The sequence below is a fragment of the Micromonospora sp. NPDC093243 genome, assembly GCF_044753725.1.
Classification (GTDB): Bacteria; Actinomycetota; Actinomycetes; order Mycobacteriales; family Micromonosporaceae; genus Micromonospora.
In genome coordinates, this window is sequence record NZ_JBIVNT010000002.1 from 838647 (window position 1) to 860690 (window position 22044).

Here is a 22044-nt window from a genome sequence, read left to right on the forward strand (position 1 = left end):
CCGGGCGCGGACGGCCCCGGCCCCCGGTGGGCACGGTCCGCTGGCCGGTTCTGCCATTCGACTAGGAAAGATCTTTTTTGATGAGTGAGTTTGCGGCGGTTGATGTTATTCGGGCGAAGCGGGACGGCGGGGTGCTGTCGGACGCGCAGATCGACTGGGTGGTCGACGCGTACACCCGGGGCGTGGTGGCCGACGAGCAGATGTCGGCGCTGGCCATGGCGATCCTGCTGCGCGGGATGACCGGCCCGGAGATCGCCCGGTGGACCGCCGCGATGATCGCCAGCGGAGAACGGCTGGACCTCTCGGCCGTCGACCGGCCGACGGTCGACAAGCACTCCACCGGCGGGGTCGGCGACAAGATCACGCTGCCGCTCACCCCGCTGGTGGCCGCCTGTGGCGCCGCCGTGCCGCAGCTGAGCGGACGGGGCCTCGGGCACACCGGCGGCACGCTGGACAAGCTCGAGTCGATTCCGGGCTGGCGGGCGGCGCTGAGCAACGACGAGTTCATCACCCAGCTGCGCGACGTCGGCGCGGTGATCTGCGCGGCCGGCGCGGGCCTCGCCCCGGCCGACCGGAAGCTGTACGCGCTGCGCGACGTGACCGGCACCGTCGAGGCGATTCCGCTGATCGCCAGTTCGATCATGAGCAAGAAGATCGCCGAGGGCACCGGCGCGCTGGTGCTCGACGTCAAGGTCGGCTCGGGTGCGTTCATGAAGTCCGTCGAGCACGCCCGCGAGTTGGCCCGCACCATGGTCGAGCTGGGCGGGGCGCACGGCGTACGGACCGTTGCCCTGCTCACTGACATGTCCACCCCGCTCGGCCGGGCCATCGGCAACGGGGTCGAGGTGACCGAGTCGGTCGAGGTGCTGGCCGGCGGCGGTCCGGCCGACGTGGTCGAGCTGACGCTGGCCCTGGCCCGGGAGATGCTCGACGCGGCCGGCCTGCCGGACGCCGACCCGGCGGCAGCGCTCCGCGACGGCCGGGCGATGGACTCCTGGCGGGCGATGATCCGCGCCCAGGGCGGTGACCCGGACGCGCCGATGCCGACCGCTCCCGAGGTCGAGGTGGTCGCGGCGCCGGCCGACGGGTTCGTCGAGTCGATCGACGCGTACGCCATGGGAGTCGCCGCGTGGCGGCTCGGCGCCGGCCGGGCCCGCAAGGAGGACCCGGTCAGCGTGCCGGCCGGGATCCTGTTGCACAAGCGGCCGGGTGACCCGGTGCGGGCCGGCGAACCCCTCTACGAGCTGCGCGCCGAGCAGTCCGACCGGCTGCCCGCGGCGCTGGCCGAGGCCGCCCGCGCGGTACGGATCTCACCGAGCGCGCCGGTGACGGCACCGTTGGTGATGGAGCGGATAGGCTGACCCCGCGGCGCCGGGGCGGCGTGTCGTCGGCCACCTGGGACCGCTATCCTGCCTGGCCAAGGGGGGACAACCGGCGCTGAGTCGTCGCGAGCAAGGGAATTCGCCGTGACCGTACCTGCCCCCGACCCACGTGAGGTGCGCGAGGCGAGCCTGGACGAGCTGTCCCGGCTGGGCCTGCCGCTGCCGCCCCCGCAGTTCCCGCTCGTCTGGGAGCCCGACGACCAGATCGAGCTGCGTCCCAGGGTGGAGATCGAGGCCCGGATCGCCGTGCTGCACCTGATCCTGGCCCGCTGCTTCGGGATGCCGCCGCAGGCCGCGATGAGCTGGCTGCTCGCGTCGCACCTGGTCGAGATGGTCACCCCGCCGGAGTGGCAGTTCGTCACCGGCAGCAAGGGCGACCACCGCTCGTTCGTGCTGCACCACGACGCGCTCTTCTCGCTCGCCTGGGTGCTCGGCCTGACCAAGGTGCTCGACCCGACGCTGCCGGTCGACGAACGGCTGGTCGAGCGGATGCCGCACATCGCCGGCGGGGAGACCTTCGGCCAGTGGCGGTCCCGGATCCTCGCCGCGCCGCAGCACCCGGCCGACGCCGCCGCCCTGCTCGACCTGCACTACTGCCTGGACTGGGCGTACCTGGAGATGGAGCGGCACGGCAAGACGCTGCCCGGGCTGGTCGACGCGAACGCGATCGGTCAGCGGCGGTGGGCGCTGGAGTGGGCGGTGATCCTCCGCGGGCCGTACCACGACGAGCCTCCCGGCTGGGAAGAGGTCGACCTCTCCACCTGAACCCCGCCGGTCAGCTCGGGGTGGGCCGCCACACGGCGAGCCGGACCGCGACGGTCACCCGGACCGGTTCGGCCAGCGCGGCGATCCGGCTGGCCAGCCCGGCCGGGTCGGTGTGCCAGGCGCTGGGCCCCATGCCCACCAGCGTGGCCACCTCGGGTCGGGTCAGCGTCAGCTCGCTCCGGTGCAGCGCGCCGCCCACCCGGGTGAACTGCGCGCCGAGGCTGCCGGCCACCCGGTCCTCCTTGGTCGGATCGACCCGGAGCAGCCCGAGCGGGGCGACCAGCTCGGCGAGGTGCTCCTCGGCGGGGGTCACCACGAGCAGCGCCCCGGCCGGGTGCAGCACCCGGCGGAACTCCGGACCGTTGCGCGGCGCGAAGACGTTCAGCAGCAGGTGGGCCGCGCCGTCGGCGAGCGGCAGCCGCTGCCAGGTGTCGGCGAGCGCCGCCGCGGCCCGCGGGTGGGCCCGGGCGGCCCGGCGCAGCGCCGGCTTCGACACGTCCAGAGCCAGACCGACGGCGTCCGGCAGCGCCGCCAGCACCGCCGCCAGGTACCGGCCGGTTCCGGCGCCGGCGTCCACCACCAGGGGGTACGCCCCGGCGACCGGTGGCGTCGCGGCCACCGCCGCCTCGGCGAGCGCGGTCGAGATCAGGTCGTAGTGCCCGGCGGCCAGGAAGTCGGCGCGGGCGGCCACCATCTCGGCGCTGTCGCCGACGTGCGGGGCGCGACCGGCGAGCAGGTTGACGTAGCCCTGCCGGGCCACGTCGAAGCTGTGCCGGCGCGGGCAGCGCAACGCCTGGGCGGTGCCGGCGACCGTCTCGGTCAGCGGTTCGCCACAGACCGGGCAGCGCAGCCGGTCGAGGATGCGAGCGTCCATGCTCAGGCGTCCGGACGGGTCGGCGCCAAGCGGGCCCGGCCGTGGGCACGGGTCGGCACCGCGCCCCGGAGCGGCTTCGACTCCTCGGCGTTCACGATCGGCACGGTAGCTCCACCTGGACCACGGTAGGCCCACCGGCCGGCGGATCGAAGGCCGCCCGGCTGTCGCGGGTGGTCGGCCCGAGCAGGGCCCGCGTCAGCCGGGCGTCCAGCTCGACCAGGCCGCGCGGCAGCCGGTACGCGAGGGACGCCACCAGCAGCCCGACCACGGCGGCCAGCGCGGGGGAGTCGACGGGCAGGCCGGGGTACGGGTCGATCAGGCCGGGTCGGATTCCGTGCAGCACCGGTGCGGCCAGCCCCTGCGCCGCGCCGAGCCAGCACACCACCGGCAGCAGCACCCCGAGGGCGGTGACCGGCAGGTGGACGAGCTGGAAGAGCAGGTCCCGATAGGTGGCCGGATCGGTCGTCAGCACCGCCAGCCGGGCGGTGAGCGACCCGGTCGCGGGGCGGTACGGCGAGATCACCGGTTCGCCCGCCACCCGCCGGCGTTGTCGGTCCAGCACGGCGCGGGACCGGGTCACCGCCCGGTCGAGCAGCGGCAGGCCGATGCCGGCCGGGCTCAGCGCGGCACCGGCGAGGGTGCCGAGGGCGAGCAGCCCGCCGGCGAGTGCGACCGGCCCGCCGGCCAGCAGGTGGCCGAGATCTCGTAGCGCCTGACCGGCGATGCTCACCGGCTCCTGCTCCCCGCCGGTCCTGGTGGGGCCGGGCCACCGGTGACCGGTGGCCGCGCCGCCGACGCCCGTCGTCATCGTGGTCCCCATCGCCGCCTCCACCGCTCGTCAGCCCAGCCTTGACGCTAGGTGGATCGGTGGGCCGCTTCGATGGTGTGCGCACCACAGTCCATGGTGGTGCTGGCATCACCGGCAACGGGGTGGTGACCCCTCCGCGCCGGAGAGGACGCACGGGCGGCCATGGTCGCCGACGGCCGCCTGGTGCTCCGGCTCGCCGTCGAGCGGGTCTACGAGTGGCGCCCGGAACGGGCGCGGTCGGTCCCGGCGCGGTCGCGCGCGCGGCTGACTAGGGTCTGAGCATGGTCGCGACTATCCGGTACGAGGACATCGTCAAGGTTCCGAAGGCGCTGCTGCACGATCACCTGGACGGTGGCCTGCGGCCGGCGACGATCGTCGAGCTGGCAGCGGAGGTGGGGCACGAGCTGCCCACGGCCGACGCCGAGGCGCTCGGGAGCTGGTTCGTCGAGGCGGCTGCCTCCGGCTCGCTGGAGCGCTACCTGGAGACGTTCGCGCACACCGTCGCCGTGATGCAGACCGCGCCCGCGCTGCGTCGGGTCGCCCGCGAGTGCGCGCTCGACCTGGCCGCAGACGGGGTGGTCTACGCCGAGGTGCGCTTCGCCCCGGAGCAGCACCTGGAGCGGGACCTCAGCCTCGACGAGGTGGTCGAGGCGGTGCTCGTCGGCTTCGCCGAGGGCAGTGCCCAGGCCGCCGCGGCCGGCACCCCGATCCGGGTCGGCACGCTGCTCACCGCGATGCGGCACGCCGCCCGCTCGCAGGAGATCGCCGAGCTGGCCGTGCGGCACCGGGACGCCGGCGTGGTGGGCTTCGACATCGCCGGCGCGGAGGCGGGCTTCCCGCCGACCCGGCACCTGGACGCCTTCGAGTACCTCCAGCGGGAGAACTTCCACTTCACCATCCACGCCGGCGAGGCGTTCGGGCTGCCGTCGATCTGGCAGGCCATCCAGTGGTGCGGCGCGGACCGGCTCGGCCACGGGGTGCGGATCGTGGACGACATCACCACCGGGCCCGAGCCGGTGCTCGGCCGGCTGGCCGCGTACGTCCGGGACAAGCGGATCCCGCTGGAGCTCTGCCCGTCGTCGAACGTGCAGACCGGCGCCGCGGCCTCGATCTCCGAGCATCCGATCGGGCTGCTGCGCGACCTGCGCTTTCGGGTGACGGTGAACACCGACAACCGGCTGATGAGTGGCACGTCGATGTCCCGGGAGATGGCGCTGCTGGTCGACGCCTTCGGCTACGGCTGGGCCGAACTGCGGTGGTTCACCATCAACGCGATGAAGAGCGCCTTCATCCCGTTCGACGAGCGGCTGCGGATTATCGACGAGGTGATCAAGCCGGCCTACGCGGAGCTGCTGCTCGACTGATCGGCGCGCTGCGGGTGGCCGGCGAGCAGGCTGGCCACCTGGCGTAGCACCTCTCGGCCCCGGGCCGCCTCGGCGCCCAGCCCGGTCTGCCGGCGCAGCACCGCCGGCTCGGCACGCAACAGCGCCAACCCGCGGCGCAGCAGGACGCGGGGCCCCTTGCGCTGCTCGGCCAGGTCGCGGCTGAGCCGGCGGAGGAAGGTGGCGCCGCGCGGCCGGCGCAGGGCGTACGCCCCGGCGAGCAACCCGCGCCGTTGGCACTCCGCGACAATCTCGGCGGCGAAAATCCCTTCGGCCACAAAAAGTGGCGATCCGGCTATGTCAAATGCCCGGGTGGCCACCCGGCGGTCCGCGCCTATCGCATAAACCGGCACTTCCGCCCGACCCTCCCGGGCCAGCTTGGCAATGGTTTCCACGGCCGCCTCGGCGTCCCAGGACAGCGGTGACTCCCAGTCCACCTGGCCGCTCCGGCGTGGCAACGTAGGGTCATCGCCCTCCTTGTAGAAGTCGTCCAAGCAGAGCACCGGAAGACCGGTTCGTTGGGCTATGTACGACTTTCCAGAGCCGGAAGGGCCGGCGAGCAGGACGACGCGGTGCGGGTGTCTCATTACCTTCAGTAACTCCGGCCAGACGGTCTGCTATCAAATTGCATCAACATCTCATCACACCATCGGCGGGTACCAACCTGGGCTTTCTCTTTGCGAGGCGGCGTGATGGAATCTCGGGGGTCCGACCCGCCGGGTCGGTCGCTGGGCGTTGCCCGGGGCAACGCGCTGAAGCTGTAATCGCGAGGGCGGTGACGTGAGCAAACGGCCAAAGACGGCGGGCTCCTTCCTGTCGCGGCTGGGCCGGCCGGCCAGCCGGCTCCGGGACATGCCGATCTGGTCCAAGCTCGGTCTCATCATGATCGTGCCGACCATCGCCACGGTTGTGGTGGGCACCAGTGGTCTGGTCGACCACCTGGAGACGCTCAACAATGCCAACCGGGCAGGCGACCTGGCCAACCTCTCCGGCTATGCGGGTGATCTGATCGACACCCTGCAGGACGAGCGGACCACCGCGGTGCTGCTGCTGGTCGCGCCCCAGGGGCAGGCGAAGGCGCAGTACGAGGAGGCCTACCGGCGGGTCAACTCCCGGGTGGACCAGTCGAAGGGTCCCTACCTCTCCCAGCGGTCGTCGATCGACGATCTGCCGGGCAGCCTCGAGACCCTGCTGGACCAGATCGACCAGAGCCTCACCGATCTGCCGGGCACCCGCAGCCAGGTCTACAACAACAAGCTCACGCCGGTCGACGCGACCCAGTCGTACGAGTCGGTGATCACCAACCTGCTCGCCATCCGCGACTCGGCCACCCAGCTCGCCGGCGACAACGACCTGAGCGACCGGATGCGGGCCGCCGCCGCCGTGGCGCGGGAGAAGGAGTTCCTCTCCCTGCGCCGGGTGGTGGTGCACCGGGCGTTGGCGCAGAAGCAGCTGACCCCGACGCTGCGTAAGGACTACATCGCCAGCGGCACCGGCTCGGACCAGGCCGTGCAGAGCTTCAAGGCGGTCGCGAGCCCGGATGAGGCTCGGTTCCACGACCAGACCATCGCCGGTGGCGACCGGCGGGAGGCCGAGACCTACACCGGCTGGCTCGACGGCAACACCTCCGGCAGCATGGCCGGCGCTCCGTTCGGGCCCGACCAGTGGGACTCGGCCATGGTCGCGAACGCCAAGCTGATCCGTACGGTGGAGTCGCGGCTCGACGGCGACGTGGTCAGCCGGGCCGACGAGATCCGCTCCGACGTGCAGCGGCAGGTGTTCCTGGAGACCGGCCTGCTGCTCGTCATGCTGCTGCTGGCCATCCTCTTCGCCTACCTGGTCGCCCGCTCGATGGCCCGCTCGCTGCGCGACCTGCGTCAGGGCGCCCTCTCCGTGGCCCAGTACGGCCTGCCGCAGGCCGTGGCCCGACTGCGTGACCCGCAGGTCACCGGCCAGCTCTCCCCGGCGCAACTGGCCAACCAGATCGCCGAGCCGCTGCCGGTGCGCAGCAAGGACGAGTTCGGGCAGGTGACCGAGGCGTTCAACGCGGTCCACCTGGAAGCCGTCCGCACCGCCGCCGAGCAGGCGGCGCTGCGCGCCTCCGTCGCGACGATGTTCGTCAACCTCGCCCGCCGTTCGCAGATCCTGGTCGACCGCCTGATCGGGCACCTCGACCGGCTGGAGCGCGGCGAGGAGGACCCGGACCGACTGGCCGAGCTTTTCCAGCTCGACCACCTGGCCACCCGGATGCGGCGTAACGACGAGAACCTGCTGGTGCTCGCCGGCGCCGACTCCACCCGTGTCCAGCGGGAGCCGGCCGCGCTGATCGACGTGCTGCGCGCCGCCCAGTCCGAGGTCGAGCACTACACCCGGATCGAGTTCGGCGTGATCGACCGGGACATCGAGGTCGCCGCGCACGCGGTCAACGACCTGGTGCACCTGGTCGCCGAGCTGTTCGACAACGCCACCGCCTTCTCGCCGCCGGACTCGCAGGTGATGGTCGAGGCCCGTCGGGTCGGCGACCGTGCCTCGCTCTACGTCGAGGACCGCGGCATCGGGATCAGCGGCGACCAGCTGCACGAGCTCAACGAGCGGCTGGCCACACCGCCGCAGGTGGACGTGGCCGTCTCCCGGATGATGGGCCTGGTCGTGGTCGCCCGACTGGCGGCCCGGCACGGCGTCCGGGTCGAGCTGCGCCCCGGCTCCGACCGGGGGACCGTCGCCGACGTGACGCTGCCCACCTCGGTCCTGGTGCCTCGGGCGCTCGCCGGGCGGGCGCAGGGCGCCCCGGCGCTGCCCGCCTCCGCCGGCGGCCCGCCGCCCACGGCCGGCCCCACGCCGTCCTTCGGCGCGTTGCCCGCGTTGGGCGCTCGGCAGAGCGAGTCCGGCAACCAGGTGACCCTCGGCGGTCGCCCGTTCGACCCGGCGTCGCGCAACGGCGCGGGCACCCCGGCGGTAGCCGGCTCGGTCCCCGCCATGCCGGCCTGGTCGGACCTCACCGGTGCGACCGGCGCCAACGCGGCCAGCCCGTTCACCCCGCGTAACCCCAACGGCCAGCCGATCGACCCGCTGCCGCAGCGGCGCAACAACGGTGAGGCCGAGCCGGCCACCGGCCAGCAGCCGAGCATCCCGCGGCAGCTGCCGAGCAGCCCGGAGGCCGGGTCCTACTCGCCGCCGCCGGTCTCCGCACCGCCGCTGCCGCCGGTCTCGGGCGGTCCGGTCTCCGGCTCGCCGGTCTCGGCGCAACCGTTCTCGGGTCCGCCGGTCTCCGCGTCGCCGTACGCCGGTCCGCCGACGTCCGCCTCGCCCTATGCCGGCCCGCCGACCTCGGCGTCGCCGTACGCCGGCCCGCCGGTCTCGGCGCAGCCCTACTCGGCGCCGCCGGTCTCCGCCCAGCCGTACTCCGGGCAGCCCTACTCGGGTCAGCCGTACTCCGCGCCGCCGGCCGGCCAGCCGTACTCCGCGCCGCCGGCCGGACAGCCCTACTCGGCCCCGCCGGCTGGGCAGCCCTACTCCGCGCCGCCGGCGAACCAGCTGCCGTCGCGGCCGGCCTCGAGCGCCGCGGCGCCGCCGGTGTGGCCGCCGGTCGCCGGTGCGGACCGGGACGCCGCGACGCCGCCGGTGCCCGAGCGCCTCGCCGCGGCCCTGGACATGACGACCGAGCTGCCGCGGGTGCCGCGGCCCGGTACGGAGAGCCAGCCGTCGGCCGCGCCGACGCCGGCTCCCGCGCCGGCCGCGCCGCAGGCGCAGAGCCGACCCACGCCGCCCCCGCAGGCCCAGAACCGGCAGCGTTACGCGGACGAGACGATGGAGTTGCCGATCTTCCGGGAGCTCGAGTCGGCCTGGTTCCGTACCGCTCGGCGGGGGTCGGAGGAGTCGGCGAAACCCGCACAGCCGGCGGCGGCGAACGGTGCCACGACGCAGCAGTTCGCCGCAGTGGACGACACCGGCCGGGCCGTCCAGAAGACACCACCCGGGACGACAGGTAACGCACCGATGGCAGAGACTCCGACGGTCGGAGGGGCGCCACGGGGGAACGGGTCGACCGCGAACGGGGGCAGCCGGCCCACGATCGCCGAGAGCCTGCCCACCCGTCGGCCCCAGCAGCAGACCAACGGCTGGCAGACCGCTGCCGACGACGGGTGGCGGGCCGCCACGGCGGCCACCGACGTGCCGGTGCAGGCCACCACGACGACGGGTCTGCCGAAGCGCACGCCGATGGCACAGTTGGTGCCGGGCGCGGTGGAAAAGCCCGCCGCGGCCGTCCAGCGGCGTACGCCGGAGGGTGTACGCGGCCTGCTCTCGGCCTACCACCGGGGTGTGCAGCGTGGACGTAGCAACCCCGCGGAGAGCAACTCGACCAGCCCGGAGGCGACTCCGGGAGGGCAGCAATCCTCGCAGTCTGGCTCAGGCCCAGTGGCCGGGAGCGGGCAGAAGGAGCAAGAAGGATGACTACTACGCAGGATCTCGGTTGGCTCCTCGCCAACTTCGCCGACCGGGTACCCGGTGTCGCGCACGCGGTCGCGGTCTCCGCGGACGGCCTGCTCCTCGCGTCGTCAAGGGATCTCCCGCGTGACCGGGCCGACCAACTGGCGGCCATCTCGTCCGGCCTGGTCAGCCTGACCCAGGGCGCGGCCCGCTGCTTCGAGGGAGGCGCGGTGTTGCAGACGGTCGTGGAGATGGACAATGGCTTCCTGTTCCTGATGTCCATCTCGGACGGCTCGTCGTTCGCGGTGCTCGCCGCGCGCAGCAGCGACGTCGGGCAGGTCGGCTACGAGATGGCGTTGCTCGTCGACCGGGTGGGCGACGCGCTGACCCCGCAGCCGCGCGCGGCTGCGGGAATGCTGGGCTGACGCCCTGCTGACCACGGTCGGCTGGGCAGTAGCGACGACAAGACGGGCTCCACCGGATGGAGCCGGTGCCGGGTACGAAGGAGGTGAGCGGCGACATGTCCGATCGTGACGAACCGACAGGAGCGTTGGTCCGTCCATACGCCGTCACCCGTGGTCGTACCCGCCCCCGACTCGACATCGCGCTGGAGGCGCTCGTCGAGACGACGGTGCGCGGCCGGGCCGCTGCCAACGGCAGCATCGGCCAGGGCCGCGAACACCAGTACATCGCCGCGCTGTGTGACGGACGCGTGCAGTCGCTCGCCGAGATCGCGGCGCGGATGCAGCTCCCGCTTGGTGTGGCCCGGGTGCTCATCGCCGACATGGCGACGGACGGCCTGGTCGCGGTCCACGAGCCGACCATCCTGGACGACTCGAACGACGCGGTGGGCACTGAACTGCTGGAGAGGGTGCTGAGTGGACTTCGCAGGCTCTGACATGTCGCACCGCCCGCCGAGCCCGAGCGGGCGCGTGACGTCGGCGAAGATCGTTATTGCCGGTGGATTCGGCGTCGGCAAGACGACGCTGGTCGGCTCGGTATCGGAGATCACGCCGCTGACCACCGAGGCCATCATGACCTCCGCCGGCGTGGGCGTCGACGACAACCGGCAGGTGCCGGGAAAGTCGACGACCACGGTGGCCATGGACTTCGGCCGCATCACGATCGACCGTGACCTGATCCTGTACCTGTTCGGTACGCCGGGTCAGACCCGGTTCTGGTTCATGTGGGACGAACTGGTGCGCGGGGCGATCGGTGCGGTCGTGCTGGTGGACACCCGCCGGCTGGCCGACTGCTTCGCGGCGATCGACTTCTTCGAGCACCGGCGGCTGCCGTACCTGGTGGCCATCAACTGCTTCGACGGGATGCAGTACCACGACCCGCAGGACGTCCGGGACGCGCTGGCGATCTCGAGCGACGTGCCGGTGGTGGCCTGTGACGCCCGTAACCGGGAGTCGACGAAGCACGTGCTGATCTCGCTGGTCGAGTACGTGCTCACCATGCGTCGTACCCGCGCGGTCGCGCCCGCCTGACGGGCCCGTCGACACGCCCGGTGCGGCTTCGGCCGCCACCGGGCGTTTGTCGCTGTCCGGGCACGCCCGACGCCGCTGCACGCCCGACGCCGCTGCATGCCCCCCAGTCGGCGCGCCCACCCCGGGTGCCAGCCGGGCTGGGCGACGCCACGGCGGGATAGCCATGCCGCTTCGCCGCCGCCGGTGTGCGCGTGTCGAGGGCTGGGCACGCCCGGCGGCCGCGCCCACGCCAGCGGCCGGGGCGGGCCGCACCGACGCCAGCGGCCGGCAGAGTGGGCCGTACCGCCGCGAGCGTCCACCCCAGAGCCGAGAGCCCCTGCCGCCGCCGGTGTGCGATCAACCGGGGGCGTACAGGGGCTCAGGGGTAGGTCAGGTCGCCGCGGTCAGGAACGGTAGCCGGCGGAGCGGTACTCGTACTCTCGGTCGTCGTCGCGGTCACCGTGGTCGCGGCTGAAGTCCCAGCCACCGGCGGCCTCCCGCCCGGGGCGGCCGCCCACCGCGAAACCGCCGATCTCCTGCCCACGGCGCCAGCCGCGGAAGTAGCCGGTGGTGTTCTCGGCAAGGCTGGCGGCGTCCCGCACGATCCGCAGCGGGCGCTCCTCCCGTAGCGGCGAACCGGGCACCAGGTTGGCCTGCGGCACCCGCTTGGGCAGCCCGGCTGTGGTCTCCGCACCGACCGCCGGGCGGGCGGCCTGCTCGGCCGCCTGCCAGCCGGCGTCGGAGGTGGTCGACCAGTCCAGGTCCACCTCGTCGACGTGCCCGACGAACCACGCGGACTTCGCCTGCGCGAAGATCAGCAGGTCGCCGTCGCCACCCTCGTCCGCCACCGGTGGTGGCCGGTGTTCGACCGGCGGTGGCCGGTGCTCGGCCGCGGGCGGCCGGTGTTCGACCGGGGGCGGCGGCCGGTGCTCGGCCGCCGGGCGTTCGACCGGCGGGCGTTCGGCGCGGCTCGGGAGCCGACCATTGCGGCCGACGTCCGACCGGTCGACCAGCCGCAGCGGCGGAGTCTCCAGCTGCGGGTCGGCCGGCGGGTTGGCACCCTCGCGCAGCGCCCGGTCGGCCAGCGGCGGCGGCTCGACGAGCCGCAGCATCGGCGGTTCCTGCGGCAGGTCGTCGGCGAGCCAGGGCGGGGTGACCCGTCCCTCGCCCGTCCCCGGGTCGGTCGGCGCGTCCACGCCGCGTCCGTAGGAGTAGGCGACCGGGTTGTTCGCCGAACTGTCGGCCGGGTCCTCCGGGTTGTTGACCAGCGGCCAGTTGGCCCGCGAACCGGGCGGGGCGGCGGACTCCTGGTCGGGTCGGGGCGTGGGCACCGGGACGCTCAGGTCGGTGGCGCTGAAGCCGCCCGTGGGGGGCGGTGGTGGCGCCGCGCCGTTCGTCTTCGGCCTCGGCGGGATCACCGTGCGCTGCCGCTCGGCACGGGCGTTGTTGATCGCCGCGGTGGTCAGAGTGGGTCGGAAGGGCTCACCCGCCTCGGCGGGCGGCACGTTGCCCCGCTGCGCCGGTGCGATCGGGGTGATCCCGGGCGGCGGCGGTGGCGGCGCGGAGACCGGACGGTTGGTGGGTCCGTCGATCCGGCTCGGGGTCGGCTCGGCCCGCCCGGGCGGGGCGGACACCGGCGGACCGGCCATCGCGGCCGGAGCCACCGGCGCCGGTGCGACCGGCGGCGGGGTGACCGGTGCGGGTGCCACCGGCGGCGGCCCGAGCGGTCGCGGGGTGAGCGGCGGGTTGCCGCCGGAGACGGGCTCCGGACGGCTGCGGCGGCCGCCGCCGGAGGGCAGCGGCTCGGCGGTCGCCGGCCGGACCGCCCGCAGGTTGGTGCCGGTGGTTCCCAGAGCGGTCAGCTCCTCCACCGGCTCACCGCGCCGGGCGGCGGCCCGGCGGCCCGGCGCCGGTGCGGGCGTGGTGACCCGGGAGCTGAGCGCGCCCACCAGCGCGTCGCAGCCCGCGTCGCAGGCACGGACCGAGGCGACCGCCTGCCGGACGGTCTCCGCCACGGCAGAGGTGAGCGCCCGGTTCACGGTGGCCCGGCGAGGGGTCTCGGAGATGGCGACCCGCAGTGCGGTGACCGCCTCGTCGATGTCCTCGGCGTCCGCGACGCCGTCGGCGGCGAGGTGCGCGGCGATGGCGTCCGCGGCGACCGGGGTCTCCCGACCGCGGGTGGCGCCGCCACCGAGCATCCCCGGCTCCGGCAGCGCGTCGAGCACGGCCAGCGGGATCGGCTCGGCCGGGTCGGGGTATGCGCGCAGCGCCGCCGGGTAGAGCTCGCGGAGCACTTCGCGCAGTGCGACGGCGGCAGAGTGCCGCCCGCTGGCCAGCGCGGCATGTGCGGCGAGCACCTGCTTGTAGCCGGCGAGGTCTCGGGGCGCGGGCAGGGTGACCGCGGAGAGCGCCCCGGCCTGCAGGGCCCGGGCCAGGCCGACGGCCCGTCGCTCGGCCGGCGGCGACTGCATCTCCTCCAGCGAGTCGTCGTCGGCGAACCGCTCGGCGAAGTCGTCCACCGAGTCGTCGTCGGCGATCGCCAGCGGGCGCCCGGCCGCGCTGAGCAGCGAGGTCACCGTGTGGTCGTCGCTGTCGGCGGCGATCGCCGCACCGCTCGGCCCGCCTGACCGCTCCACGAGCAGCGCGACCAGCTGGGCGTAACCCGCCGGTTCGTCGCCGATCTCGCAGACATGCAGCAGACGGCCTGCGTCATCGACCACAGCAGACGTCAGCGTCGAGCCGGCCGAGGCCGGTCGGTCGGCCGGATCCGCCGAGGCCAGACCGCAGTACACGCGCACGAGCGCCACGGCGTCGTCCTCCTCCCGGGACAGGTCTTTCCTCTGCCAGAGACTGATGCTCCCCGGTACGGGTCAGTCGCGCCAGTCCACGACCGCAGAGATCTTGCCGACAATGGTGCGCCAACCGAGACTTGCGGTTTGTGCCCCGATTTTCTTCAGCCGCCGTCGACCCCGGAAAGCGCCGATCCCGCCGTTGACGGTGGCCCGCAGCGCCTCGTCCAGATCGTCGAGGCTGGAGCCGGCCGAGAGCATGTCGAGCACGGCGGGTAGCCGCAGCGCGTACGACAGGTCACGGGCGACCTCGCCGGCCTCGATCAGGAGCGTCGGATCCCACGTGTCGTGCCCGCCGCGGAGGTTCTCCACCACTAGGTCGAGCTCGTAGGTGTCCTCGTCGAGCGGCGCGATGTGGGCCGGTTCCACCCGTTCGGACAGTTCCCGCCAGCTGTCCAGTTGGGACAGATCGTTGGGCGCACCGGATCGGATGAAACTGACCAACGACTCCGGGGTCTTGAAGAGCAGCAGCCGGCCCCGGTGGGTGAGGAAGACCGGCACCTCCTCGTCGTCCGCCTCCTCGGCGGCCTCCTCCTCGGAGTCGGCGTCCTCGTCGGAGTCGGCGGTCTCCCGGCGGCGCTTGGCGTCCTCGTCGCTCTCGGCGAACTCCTCGGCCAGCTCCTCGTCGAGGATCACGACGGTCTCGTCGTCCTCGTCCTCCTCCTCGAGCACCTGGCGGCGGGCGAGGAAGGGGTCGTCCTGGTCGCGCTCGGTGACGTCGGTCGGGGTCAGCTCCCCGGCCGGCCGGTACGCCCGCAGGGTGAAGCCGGTGCCGGCGGGCAGGGCGATCTCCACCGGGTCGATGCCGACCTCGTCCCAGAGCGAGCGGTCGACCGCGACCGACGCGTCGTCGGTCTCGGCTTCCTCCGGCTCGGTGGTGTCGTCGAGCTCGGGCTCGTCGGCGTCGGGCCGTTGAGGCGACTGGCGGGCCACGCTGACCTCCGTGTGCTTCGGGCTGCCCACCCGCCGACGTCTCCGACGGCGAGTGACTCTGGGCACATACCCTAGTGGGCCGCTCCGGAACACCTGAGCCCGCACCCCGGTGGCGGTCCGGCCGCCGGACAAGTAGCGTAGCTACGTATGAAGGCCCAGGCGTTGCACGGACACCTCGACGCCCTGCTCCTCGCCGTGCTCGAGGCGGGGTCGCTGCACGGCTACGCCATCATCGAGGCGTTGCGGGCCCGCAGCGACGGCAACCTCGATCTGCCGACCGGCACCATCTATCCCGCGCTGCGCCGACTGGAGCGGGCCGGGCATGTGGCCAGCACCTGGAGCACCGTCAACGGCCGGGAGCGGCGGACGTACCAGCTCACCGACGCCGGGCGCCGGGCGCTGGCCGGCGAGCGGGCGGGCTGGCGCGAGTTCAGCTCCACCGTCGGCCGCTTCCTCGACCCGGACGCCCCACCCACCCCCGCCTGAGCCGCCCGGCGAGGCTCAGCGGGCGGCGAGCAGCCAGCCACGGGCGGCCCGGCCCACCCAGATGTAACCGGCCCCCGCCACCACCATGCCGACGATCATCGGCGGCCAGCTGAGCGCCGCGTCCCAGAGCCCGATCGACCAGCCGAAGAGCGCCGCCCCGGCGAGCACACCGAGCCCGAGCAGACCGGTCAGGCCGGTGCCGACCAGCCGGGCGAGGACGGCGGGGCCGGGCCGTGCCGAGCGGGCAGTCACCGTGACCAGCAGCAGCCCGACGACCGCGGCGGCGAGCGCGCCCAGCCAGATGCCGCTCACCGACCGGGAGAGCAGGAGATAGCCGGCCGGCGGGTGCGGACCGTCACTGCTCCAGCTCGACCCGCGCCAGGTGAGGTCTCCGGCGACGGCCAGCGTCGCCGCGAACGCGAGCACCCGCAGCGACAGCCCGCGCAGCGCCGCCACCGCAAGCTCGGCCTGCCACGCCGGCAGGAGCTGCGCCGGGCTGCCGAACTCGGCCACCGCCTGCCGCTCGGCCTCCGCCGCCGGCAGCCCGCCGGCCCGGTACGCCTCGACGGCGTCCAGCAACCCGTGCCGGGCCTCGGTGAGCAGGTCGGACTTGAGCCGGGCCGGCCCGTGCAGGCGGGCGGCCAGCTCCCGCAGGTGGCCCTCCACCGAGACGTCGTCGCAGCGCAGCATGGCCCCACCCTGCCACGCCGGGCGGACCGCCGTCGTCCGGGAGAACCCTGGACCGACCCGGAGACCGGTCAGGGCGCCAGGGCCAGGTAGCCGCGCTCCGCCGCCTCCTGGATGAGCCACTGGTCGCGGTACCAGCCGGGGGTGGCGACCAGGTCGGCGTGCCGACCCCGCTGCACCACGTGGCCGGCGTCGAGGACCACAATCTCGTCCAGCCCGGCCAGCCCGCTGAGCCGGTGGCTGATCAGCAGCACCGAGTGCCCCGCCGGGGTCGCGGCCAGCACCGAGGCGAGCACGGCGTCGGCGGCGGCCGGGTCCAGCCCTTCGGTCGGTTCGTCGAGCACCAGCACGGCCGGCGCGGCCAGCAGCGCCCGGGCCAGGGCCAACCGCTGGCGCTGCCCGCCGGAGAGCTGCCCGCCCTCCTCGCCGACCACGGTGTCCCAGCCGGCGGGCTGTGCCCGTACCCAGTCGAGCAGCCCGGCTGCCGCGGTCGCGGCGGCCAGTTCGTCCTCACCGGCGCCCGGCCGGCCGAGCAGCAGGTTCTCCCGGACCGAGGCGTGGAAGACGTACGCCTCGGCGAGCAGCCCGCCGACCGCGCGGGGCAGCTCGTCCTCGGAGTACGTCGCCAGGTCCCGCCCGTTTACCGTGACCCGACCGGACGAGGGGCGCACCGCGCCGGTCAGGACGGCGGCCAGGGTGCTCTTGCCCGCACCGCTCGGGCCGACCACCGCGACCCGGCGGCCCGCCGGCAGGTCGAGGCTGAGCCGGTCGAGCGCCGGCACGGCGCCGGTGCGGTACCGGACGGTCACCTCGTCGAAGCGCACGTCGTGCGGCCCGACCACGGGCGGGGCCGGCTGCGCCCGCCCGTCCTCGGGCCGGGCCGGCCGCTCCGCCGGCCCGCCCGTCGGCGATGTGGCCGGCGCCGGTCCGGCGGGTGCGGAGTCGACGTCGCCGAGCAGGGCGGCGACCCGGGCCAGTCCGGCCCGGAGCTGGGTCCACTGCCGGGCCGCCCCGACCAGCGCCAGCGTGATCTCGACCGCGGCGAGCGTGCCGACGGCCAGGACGCCGACCAGCACGCCGGGCACCTCCGCGGCCAGCGCGACCAGCACCACCGCGCCGGCGGTGAGCCCGGCGACGAGGGTGCCGGCCGCGTCCACCGCGAAGCCGGCGGCGGCGAGCCGGCGTTCCAGTCGGGCCAGCCGCTGGGCGCGCCCGGTCGCCGCGCGCAGCGCGGAGTCGGTGGCCCCGAACGCGGCGAGGTCGGCAGCGCCGTGGGTCAGGTCGATCGCGTCGGCGGCCAGCGCCCCGCGCAGCGGCGCCAGTTCGTCGGCGCTGCGCCGGGTCAGCGCGGTGGCCAGTGCGGGCAGTGCCACCCCGGCGACCAGCAGTCCGACGGCGAGCGCGCCGGCGGCGGGCGGTGAGATCAGCGCGGCCCCGCCCACCGCGAGCACGCTGACCAGCACCGCCGCCGAAGCCGGAACGAGCACCCGCAGCAGCAGGTCCTGGACCGCCTCGACGTCGGAGACCAGGCGACTCAGCGCGTCGCCGGTGCGGGGCGGGGCAGCCTGCCGCGCGGCGAGGCTCGCGAAGACCCGGGCCCGGACGTCGGTGATCATCCGGAGCACGGCGTCGTGCCCGGCCAACCGTTCGGTGTAGCGGAACACGCCGCGGCTGATCGCCAGGGCCCGGACGGCGACGATGGCCACCGTCAGCCGGTCCAGCGGCGGCCGCCCGGCGGCGCTCATCAGCAGCCAGGTGGCGGTCGCCATCAGGGCCAGCCCGGCGAGTTCGGTGGCGGCGGCGAGCAACCCGGCGCCGACCAGCCGGTTCAGGTACGGCCGGGCCAGCCGCAGGACGGTTCGCTCGGCCCGGCCGGACCCGGCCGGACTGGTCCGTGGTGTCGCGGCGTCGGGTCGCGGCGCTTCGGTCATCGGGTCGCCTTCCCGGTGGGCGCCGGAGCCAGCTCGGTGACCCGGCCGTCCTCGATCCGCAGGATCCGGTCGGCGTCGTCGAGCAGCGCCGGGCGGTGCGCCACCAGCAGTGCGGTGCGGCCGGTCACCAGCCGCCGGGTCGCGGCGAGCACCACCGCCTCCGAGGCGCTGTCCAGCCGGGCGGTCGGCTCGTCGAGCAGCACCACCGGGGCGTCCCGGAGGAAGGCCCGGGCCAGCGCGACCCGCTGCCGTTGCCCGCTGGAGAGACCGTGCCCCCGCTCGCCGAGCATCGTGTCGAGCCCGTCGGGCAGCCCGGCCACCACCTCGTCGAGGGCTGCGCCGTGTACGGCCCCGGCGAGCGTCTCGGCGGGGGTGTCGGCGGCACCGAGCCGGATGTTGTCGGTCAGCGAGGCGGCGAAGAGGTGCGCGCGCTGCGGCACCCAGGCGAGCTGCCGGCGCCACGCGTCGGGATCGGCGTCGGTCAGGTCGACTCCGCCGACGGTCACCCGCCCGCTGGTCGGGGTGACGAAGCCGAGCAGCAGCCCGAGCAGGGTGCTCTTGCCCGCCCCGCTCGGGCCGATGATCGCGATCCGCTCGCCGGGCCGGATGGTCAGCGTCACGTCGCGCAGCGCGGTGGTCCGCTCGTACGCCACGGTCACCGACTCGAACCGGATCTCGCCCCGGCCGTCCGGGACGAGGCGTGCAGCCGGCCCGGCCGGGGCCGGCGCCCCGGTCTGCACCTCGAACGCGTCGTTCAACGCGCTGAGCCCCTCCATGCTGGCGTGGAAACGGCTGCCGGCCGCCCGCAGCGGCAGGTACGCCTCCGGGGTGAGCAGCAGCACCAGTAGCGCGGTCTGCAGGGCGAGCCCTCCGCCGAGCAGCCGGATGCCGACCGGCACCGCCACCAGGGCCACCGAGAGGGTGGCGACCAGCTCCAGCACCAGGGCGGAGAGGAAGGCGATGCGCAGCGTCTTCATGGTGGCGACCCGGTGCCCGTCGGCCATCCGGCGGACCACGTCGACCTGCGCTCGGGCCCGGCCGAAGGCGCGCAGCGTGGGCAGGCCGGCGACCATGTCCAGGAAGTGCCCGCCGAGCAGGGAGAGTCGGCGCCACTGCCGCTCGGTGGCGGCCTGCGCCTGCCAACCGAGCAGCGCACCGAAGATCGGAATCAGCGGCAGGGTCAGCGCGATGATCACCGCCGAACTCCAGTCGGCCAGGCCGATCCGGGCCAGCACGGCCACCGGGACGGTGACGCTGAGCACCAGCTGGGGCAGGTATCCGGTGAAGTAGGCGTCCAACGCGTCCAGCCCACGCCCGGCCAGGGTGGCGAGCTGCCCGGCCCGCTGCCCGGCGACCCAGCCCGGCCCGTGCCGGCCGACCGCGCCGAGCAGGTCCGCGCGCAGCGCGGCCTTGACCGTCGCGGCCACCCGGGCGGCCACCGTGCCCTGCGCCCAGACGAGCAGCGCCCGGGCCGCGACGGTGGCCACGAAGCCGCCCAGGGCGGGGCGGTCCAGCCGGCCGTCGAACGCGGTGGCGAGCAGCATGGCCAGGGCGGTGGCCTGCGCGACGACCAGCGCTGCGGCGGCCACGCCGAGGAGTGCGAGCAGGGCGAGGTCGCGGCGGGCCGCGGGGACCCGACGCAGCAGACGTGGGTCGAAGGGGCGGCGGTTCACCAGTACACCGGTGCCCTGCCGTCCGTCCGTCCCCGGAACACCCACCAACACATCAGCTGGAAGCCTAGTAGGGCCGGCAGGAGCGGCAGCGCCAGCCAGCCCAGCAGGCGCAGGGTGGGTGCGCTGGCCGCCGCGTCGGCCACGGTCAGTGACGCGCTCGGGTCGGTGGTGGAGACCAGCACGTAGGGCCAGAGGGTCGCGCCGACCAGCGCCACCGGCAGGGCCAGGGCCACCGCGGTGGCGGCGAAGGCCAGCCCGGGCCGCCGCCGCGTGAGCGCCGCGCGGGCCACCAGCAGCGCCGCGACCAGCAGCACCGGCAGCAGTACGCCGGCCAGCGGTCGTTGTGCGGTGGCGCGTACCCGCTCGGAAAGCAGGCCGGCGACGGTGGCCAGGCCGATCGCGGCGAGCGCCACCGGGATCAGCCGGCGGGCCAGCCGGCCGACCACGAGCGCGTCCGCTTCCGGCAGCCGAAGGGTGAGGAAGGTCGCACCGTGCAGCGCGATCAGGGCGAGCACGGCCAGCCCGGCCGCCGCGACGAACGGGGTGAAGAGGTGGGTCAGCCCGGCGACGTGCCCGTCGCTGTGCAGCGGTACGCCCTGGAGCAGCCCGGCCAGCACGGCGCCCCAGCCGAGCGCGGCGAGCGCGCTGCCGGCGACGACCACCCGGTCCCACCCGTTCCGGGCCCGCTGACCGGTGGGGCGGCTGCGCAGCTGCACCCCGGCGGTCACCAGGATCACCCCGGCGAGCGCGCCGAGCACCGCCGGGTAGAACCCGGCGAGCAGTTCCCCCTCCAGCAGCGGGAAGGCGCCGAAGAGGATGCCGACGGCGGCCACCAGCCAGACCTCGTTGCCGAGGAAGAACGGGCCGACGGCGTTGAGTGCCGCCCGGCGGCGGCCGGGGTCGGTCTCGCGGGCGAGCAGCAGGCCGACGCCGTAGTCGTAGCCGCCGAGCACCAGGTAGCTGGCGAAGAAGAGGCCGAGCAGGGCGTACCAGGCGAGTTCCATGGTCGGCTCCTAGGCGAGGGCGGGTGAGGGGGCGAGGTCGGCGGGCTCTCCCGGCGGCCGGCCGAGGGCCGGGTCGTGGGCGCCACGCGCGGCGTGCCGGGCGAGCAACACCCAGTTGGTGACGGCGAGGGTGCCGAGCAGCAGGCTGAATCCGATCAGCGAGGTGAGCATCACCGGCGCGCCGACCGGGGAGACCGCCTGCTCGACCGGGAGCAGCCCGTACGCCACCCAGGGCTGGCGGCCGACCTCGCGGGAGATCCAGCCGAGGATCACCGCGACGAAGGGCACCGGCAGGGCGAGCAGCAGCAGCCAGAGCGGGAAGCGCAGCCGGATGATCCAGTCGCGCCAGATCAGCGGCACCAGCAGCCAGAGCAGGCCGAGGCCGAAGCCGGTCAGGATCATGAAGCCGAGCCCGGCGCTGGCCAGCACCGGTGGGGTGTAGTCGCCGGGGCCGAACCGCGTGGTCCACTCGGCGACCAGCGCGTCGGCCTCGGGGCCGGCGCCGAACTTGGTCGGCTGCACGGCGCCGACCGGGCCGAACTGGGCGAAGCCGAAGCCCTGCACCATGGTGACGGCCAGTGCCGCGGTGACCAGGCCGATCCGCAGTGAGGTACGGAAGAGCGCGTGGTCGGCGGTGCGCCGGATCAGGTGCCAGGCGCTCACCGCCGCCATCAGCATCCCGCCCACGAGCATTGACGCCGAGACCACGTGGCCGAACGCCATGCCGAGGCTGGGGTTGGTGAGCAGGGCACCGAAGTCGGTGAGGTGGGCGACGCCGTCGCGCAGTTCGTAGCCGACCGGGTTCTGCAGCCAGGAGTTGGCCACCATGATCCAGAACGCCGAGGCGTACGCGGTCAGCGCGACGCCGTAGAGCAGCGCGAGGTGCAGTCCGCGTCGCATCCGGTGCCAACCGAAGATCCACATGCCGAGGAAGGTGGACTCCAGGAAGAACGCGACGAGGGTCTCGACGGCGAGCGGGGCCCCGAAGACGTTGCCGACGTAGCGCGACAGCCCGCTCCAGTTCAGCCCGAACTGGAACTCCATCACGATGCCGGTGGCGATGCCGAGCACGTAGTTGATCACGTAGAGCTGGCCCCAGAACCGGGTCAGCCGTTCGAACCTCTGGTTGCCGGTGATCACCCAGGCGGTCTGCAGCCCGACCAGCAGGGTGACCAGGCCGAGCGTGACCGCGACGAAGAGAAAGTGGATCGAGGTGGTGGTGGCGAACTGCAGTCGGGCGAGGAGCAGGGTGTCCATGGCCGGCTCTCCAACGGTTGGCTCGCTTGTCGTAGCGAGCCTACACGTAGATTCCCTACGTATAACTACTACGTCGTGTCGTAGACAATGTTACGACAAGGCGTAGTAGTTGT

18 protein-coding genes are annotated in these 22044 nt (G+C 74.3%); 8 read left to right on the forward strand and 10 right to left on the reverse strand.

The features are described from left to right. Positions 1-80 precede the first annotated feature (80 nt). The gene (locus ACIP9D_RS08775; RefSeq protein WP_350867445.1) at positions 81-1361 is read left to right on the forward strand and encodes a thymidine phosphorylase; all 1281 of its coding nucleotides are present in this window, start codon (positions 81-83) and stop codon (positions 1359-1361) included. Positions 1362-1466: 105 nt separating this feature from the next. Continuing rightward, complete coding sequence (locus ACIP9D_RS08780; protein WP_350867443.1) at positions 1467-2147, forward strand: DUF4272 domain-containing protein; 681 nt, start codon at positions 1467-1469, stop codon at positions 2145-2147. A gap of 10 nt (positions 2148-2157) precedes the next feature. On the opposite strand, the gene ACIP9D_RS08785 is transcribed toward ACIP9D_RS08780, so the two are convergent. After that, positions 2158-3021 (reverse strand): putative RNA methyltransferase, encoded by an 864-nt coding sequence (locus ACIP9D_RS08785; RefSeq protein WP_350867441.1) that lies wholly within the window; start codon positions 3019-3021, stop codon positions 2158-2160. 91 nt (positions 3022-3112) lie between these two features. Then, a complete protein-coding gene (locus ACIP9D_RS08790; protein WP_350867440.1) occupies positions 3113-3841 on the reverse strand; it encodes a sensor domain-containing protein in 729 nt (242 codons plus the stop codon). A 269-nt stretch (positions 3842-4110) separates the two neighbouring features. Between ACIP9D_RS08790 and ACIP9D_RS08795 the strand changes: the two genes are divergently transcribed. After that, complete coding sequence (locus ACIP9D_RS08795) at positions 4111-5193, forward strand: adenosine deaminase (protein WP_350867438.1); 1083 nt, start codon at positions 4111-4113, stop codon at positions 5191-5193. Here ACIP9D_RS08795 and ACIP9D_RS08800 read toward each other — a convergent pair. Further along, positions 5169-5489 (reverse strand): hypothetical protein, encoded by a 321-nt coding sequence (locus ACIP9D_RS08800; RefSeq protein ID WP_350867436.1) that lies wholly within the window; start codon positions 5487-5489, stop codon positions 5169-5171. The genes ACIP9D_RS08795 and ACIP9D_RS08800 overlap by 25 nt on opposite strands. Before the next feature lie 502 nt (positions 5490-5991). Between ACIP9D_RS08800 and ACIP9D_RS08805 the strand changes: the two genes are divergently transcribed. From ACIP9D_RS08805 to ACIP9D_RS08820, 4 genes are all read left to right on the forward strand, one after another. Continuing rightward, a complete protein-coding gene (locus ACIP9D_RS08805; RefSeq protein ID WP_350867434.1) occupies positions 5992-9663 on the forward strand; it encodes a nitrate- and nitrite sensing domain-containing protein in 3672 nt (1223 codons plus the stop codon). Then, positions 9660-10064: a roadblock/LC7 domain-containing protein gene (locus ACIP9D_RS08810; RefSeq protein WP_030329023.1), complete on the forward strand. Its 405-nt coding sequence runs from the start codon at positions 9660-9662 to the stop codon at positions 10062-10064. The genes ACIP9D_RS08805 and ACIP9D_RS08810 overlap by 4 nt, the downstream gene beginning before the upstream one ends. A gap of 95 nt (positions 10065-10159) precedes the next feature. Then, positions 10160-10537 carry a DUF742 domain-containing protein gene (locus tag ACIP9D_RS08815; RefSeq protein WP_350868772.1) on the forward strand — a complete coding sequence of 126 codons (378 nt, stop codon included), beginning with the start codon at positions 10160-10162 and terminating at the stop codon, positions 10535-10537. A 1-nt stretch (position 10538) separates the two neighbouring features. Beyond that, on the forward strand, positions 10539-11132 hold the full coding sequence (locus ACIP9D_RS08820; RefSeq protein ID WP_350867432.1) for an ATP/GTP-binding protein: 594 nt from the start codon (positions 10539-10541) through the stop codon (positions 11130-11132). 383 nt (positions 11133-11515) lie between these two features. Here the strand turns inward: ACIP9D_RS08820 and ACIP9D_RS08825 are convergent, their stop codons facing one another. Both ACIP9D_RS08825 and ACIP9D_RS08830 read right to left on the reverse strand, forming a co-directional pair. Then, positions 11516-13942: a transposase gene (locus ACIP9D_RS08825; protein ID WP_350868769.1), complete on the reverse strand. Its 2427-nt coding sequence runs from the start codon at positions 13940-13942 to the stop codon at positions 11516-11518. A 39-nt stretch (positions 13943-13981) separates the two neighbouring features. Beyond that, positions 13982-14923, reverse strand: coding sequence for a DNA primase (locus ACIP9D_RS08830; protein WP_350867430.1), 942 nt, complete (start codon positions 14921-14923; stop codon positions 13982-13984). Positions 14924-15040: 117 nt separating this feature from the next. On the opposite strand from ACIP9D_RS08830, the gene ACIP9D_RS08835 reads away from it, so the two are divergent. Then, positions 15041-15379: a helix-turn-helix transcriptional regulator gene (locus tag ACIP9D_RS08835; RefSeq protein WP_350867428.1), complete on the forward strand. Its 339-nt coding sequence runs from the start codon at positions 15041-15043 to the stop codon at positions 15377-15379. A 15-nt stretch (positions 15380-15394) separates the two neighbouring features. Here ACIP9D_RS08835 and ACIP9D_RS08840 read toward each other — a convergent pair whose 3' ends face one another. From ACIP9D_RS08840 to ACIP9D_RS08860, 5 genes are all read right to left on the reverse strand, one after another. Further along, positions 15395-16069, reverse strand: coding sequence for a permease prefix domain 1-containing protein (locus tag ACIP9D_RS08840; RefSeq protein ID WP_350867427.1), 675 nt, complete (start codon positions 16067-16069; stop codon positions 15395-15397). A gap of 68 nt (positions 16070-16137) precedes the next feature. After that, positions 16138-17997: a thiol reductant ABC exporter subunit CydC gene (cydC, locus tag ACIP9D_RS08845; protein WP_350867425.1), complete on the reverse strand. Its 1860-nt coding sequence runs from the start codon at positions 17995-17997 to the stop codon at positions 16138-16140. Continuing rightward, the gene (cydD, locus tag ACIP9D_RS08850; protein ID WP_350867424.1) at positions 17994-19670 is read right to left on the reverse strand and encodes a thiol reductant ABC exporter subunit CydD; all 1677 of its coding nucleotides are present in this window, start codon (positions 19668-19670) and stop codon (positions 17994-17996) included. Before cydD ends, cydC begins: the two co-directional genes overlap by 4 nt. Then, entirely contained in the window at positions 19667-20674 is a 1008-nt protein-coding gene (locus ACIP9D_RS08855; RefSeq protein WP_350867422.1) for a cytochrome d ubiquinol oxidase subunit II, read from the reverse strand. Before ACIP9D_RS08855 ends, cydD begins: the two co-directional genes overlap by 4 nt. Positions 20675-20683: 9 nt before the next feature. Then, positions 20684-21931 carry a cytochrome ubiquinol oxidase subunit I gene (locus ACIP9D_RS08860; protein ID WP_350867420.1) on the reverse strand — a complete coding sequence of 416 codons (1248 nt, stop codon included), beginning with the start codon at positions 21929-21931 and terminating at the stop codon, positions 20684-20686. Positions 21932-22044 lie beyond the last annotated feature (113 nt).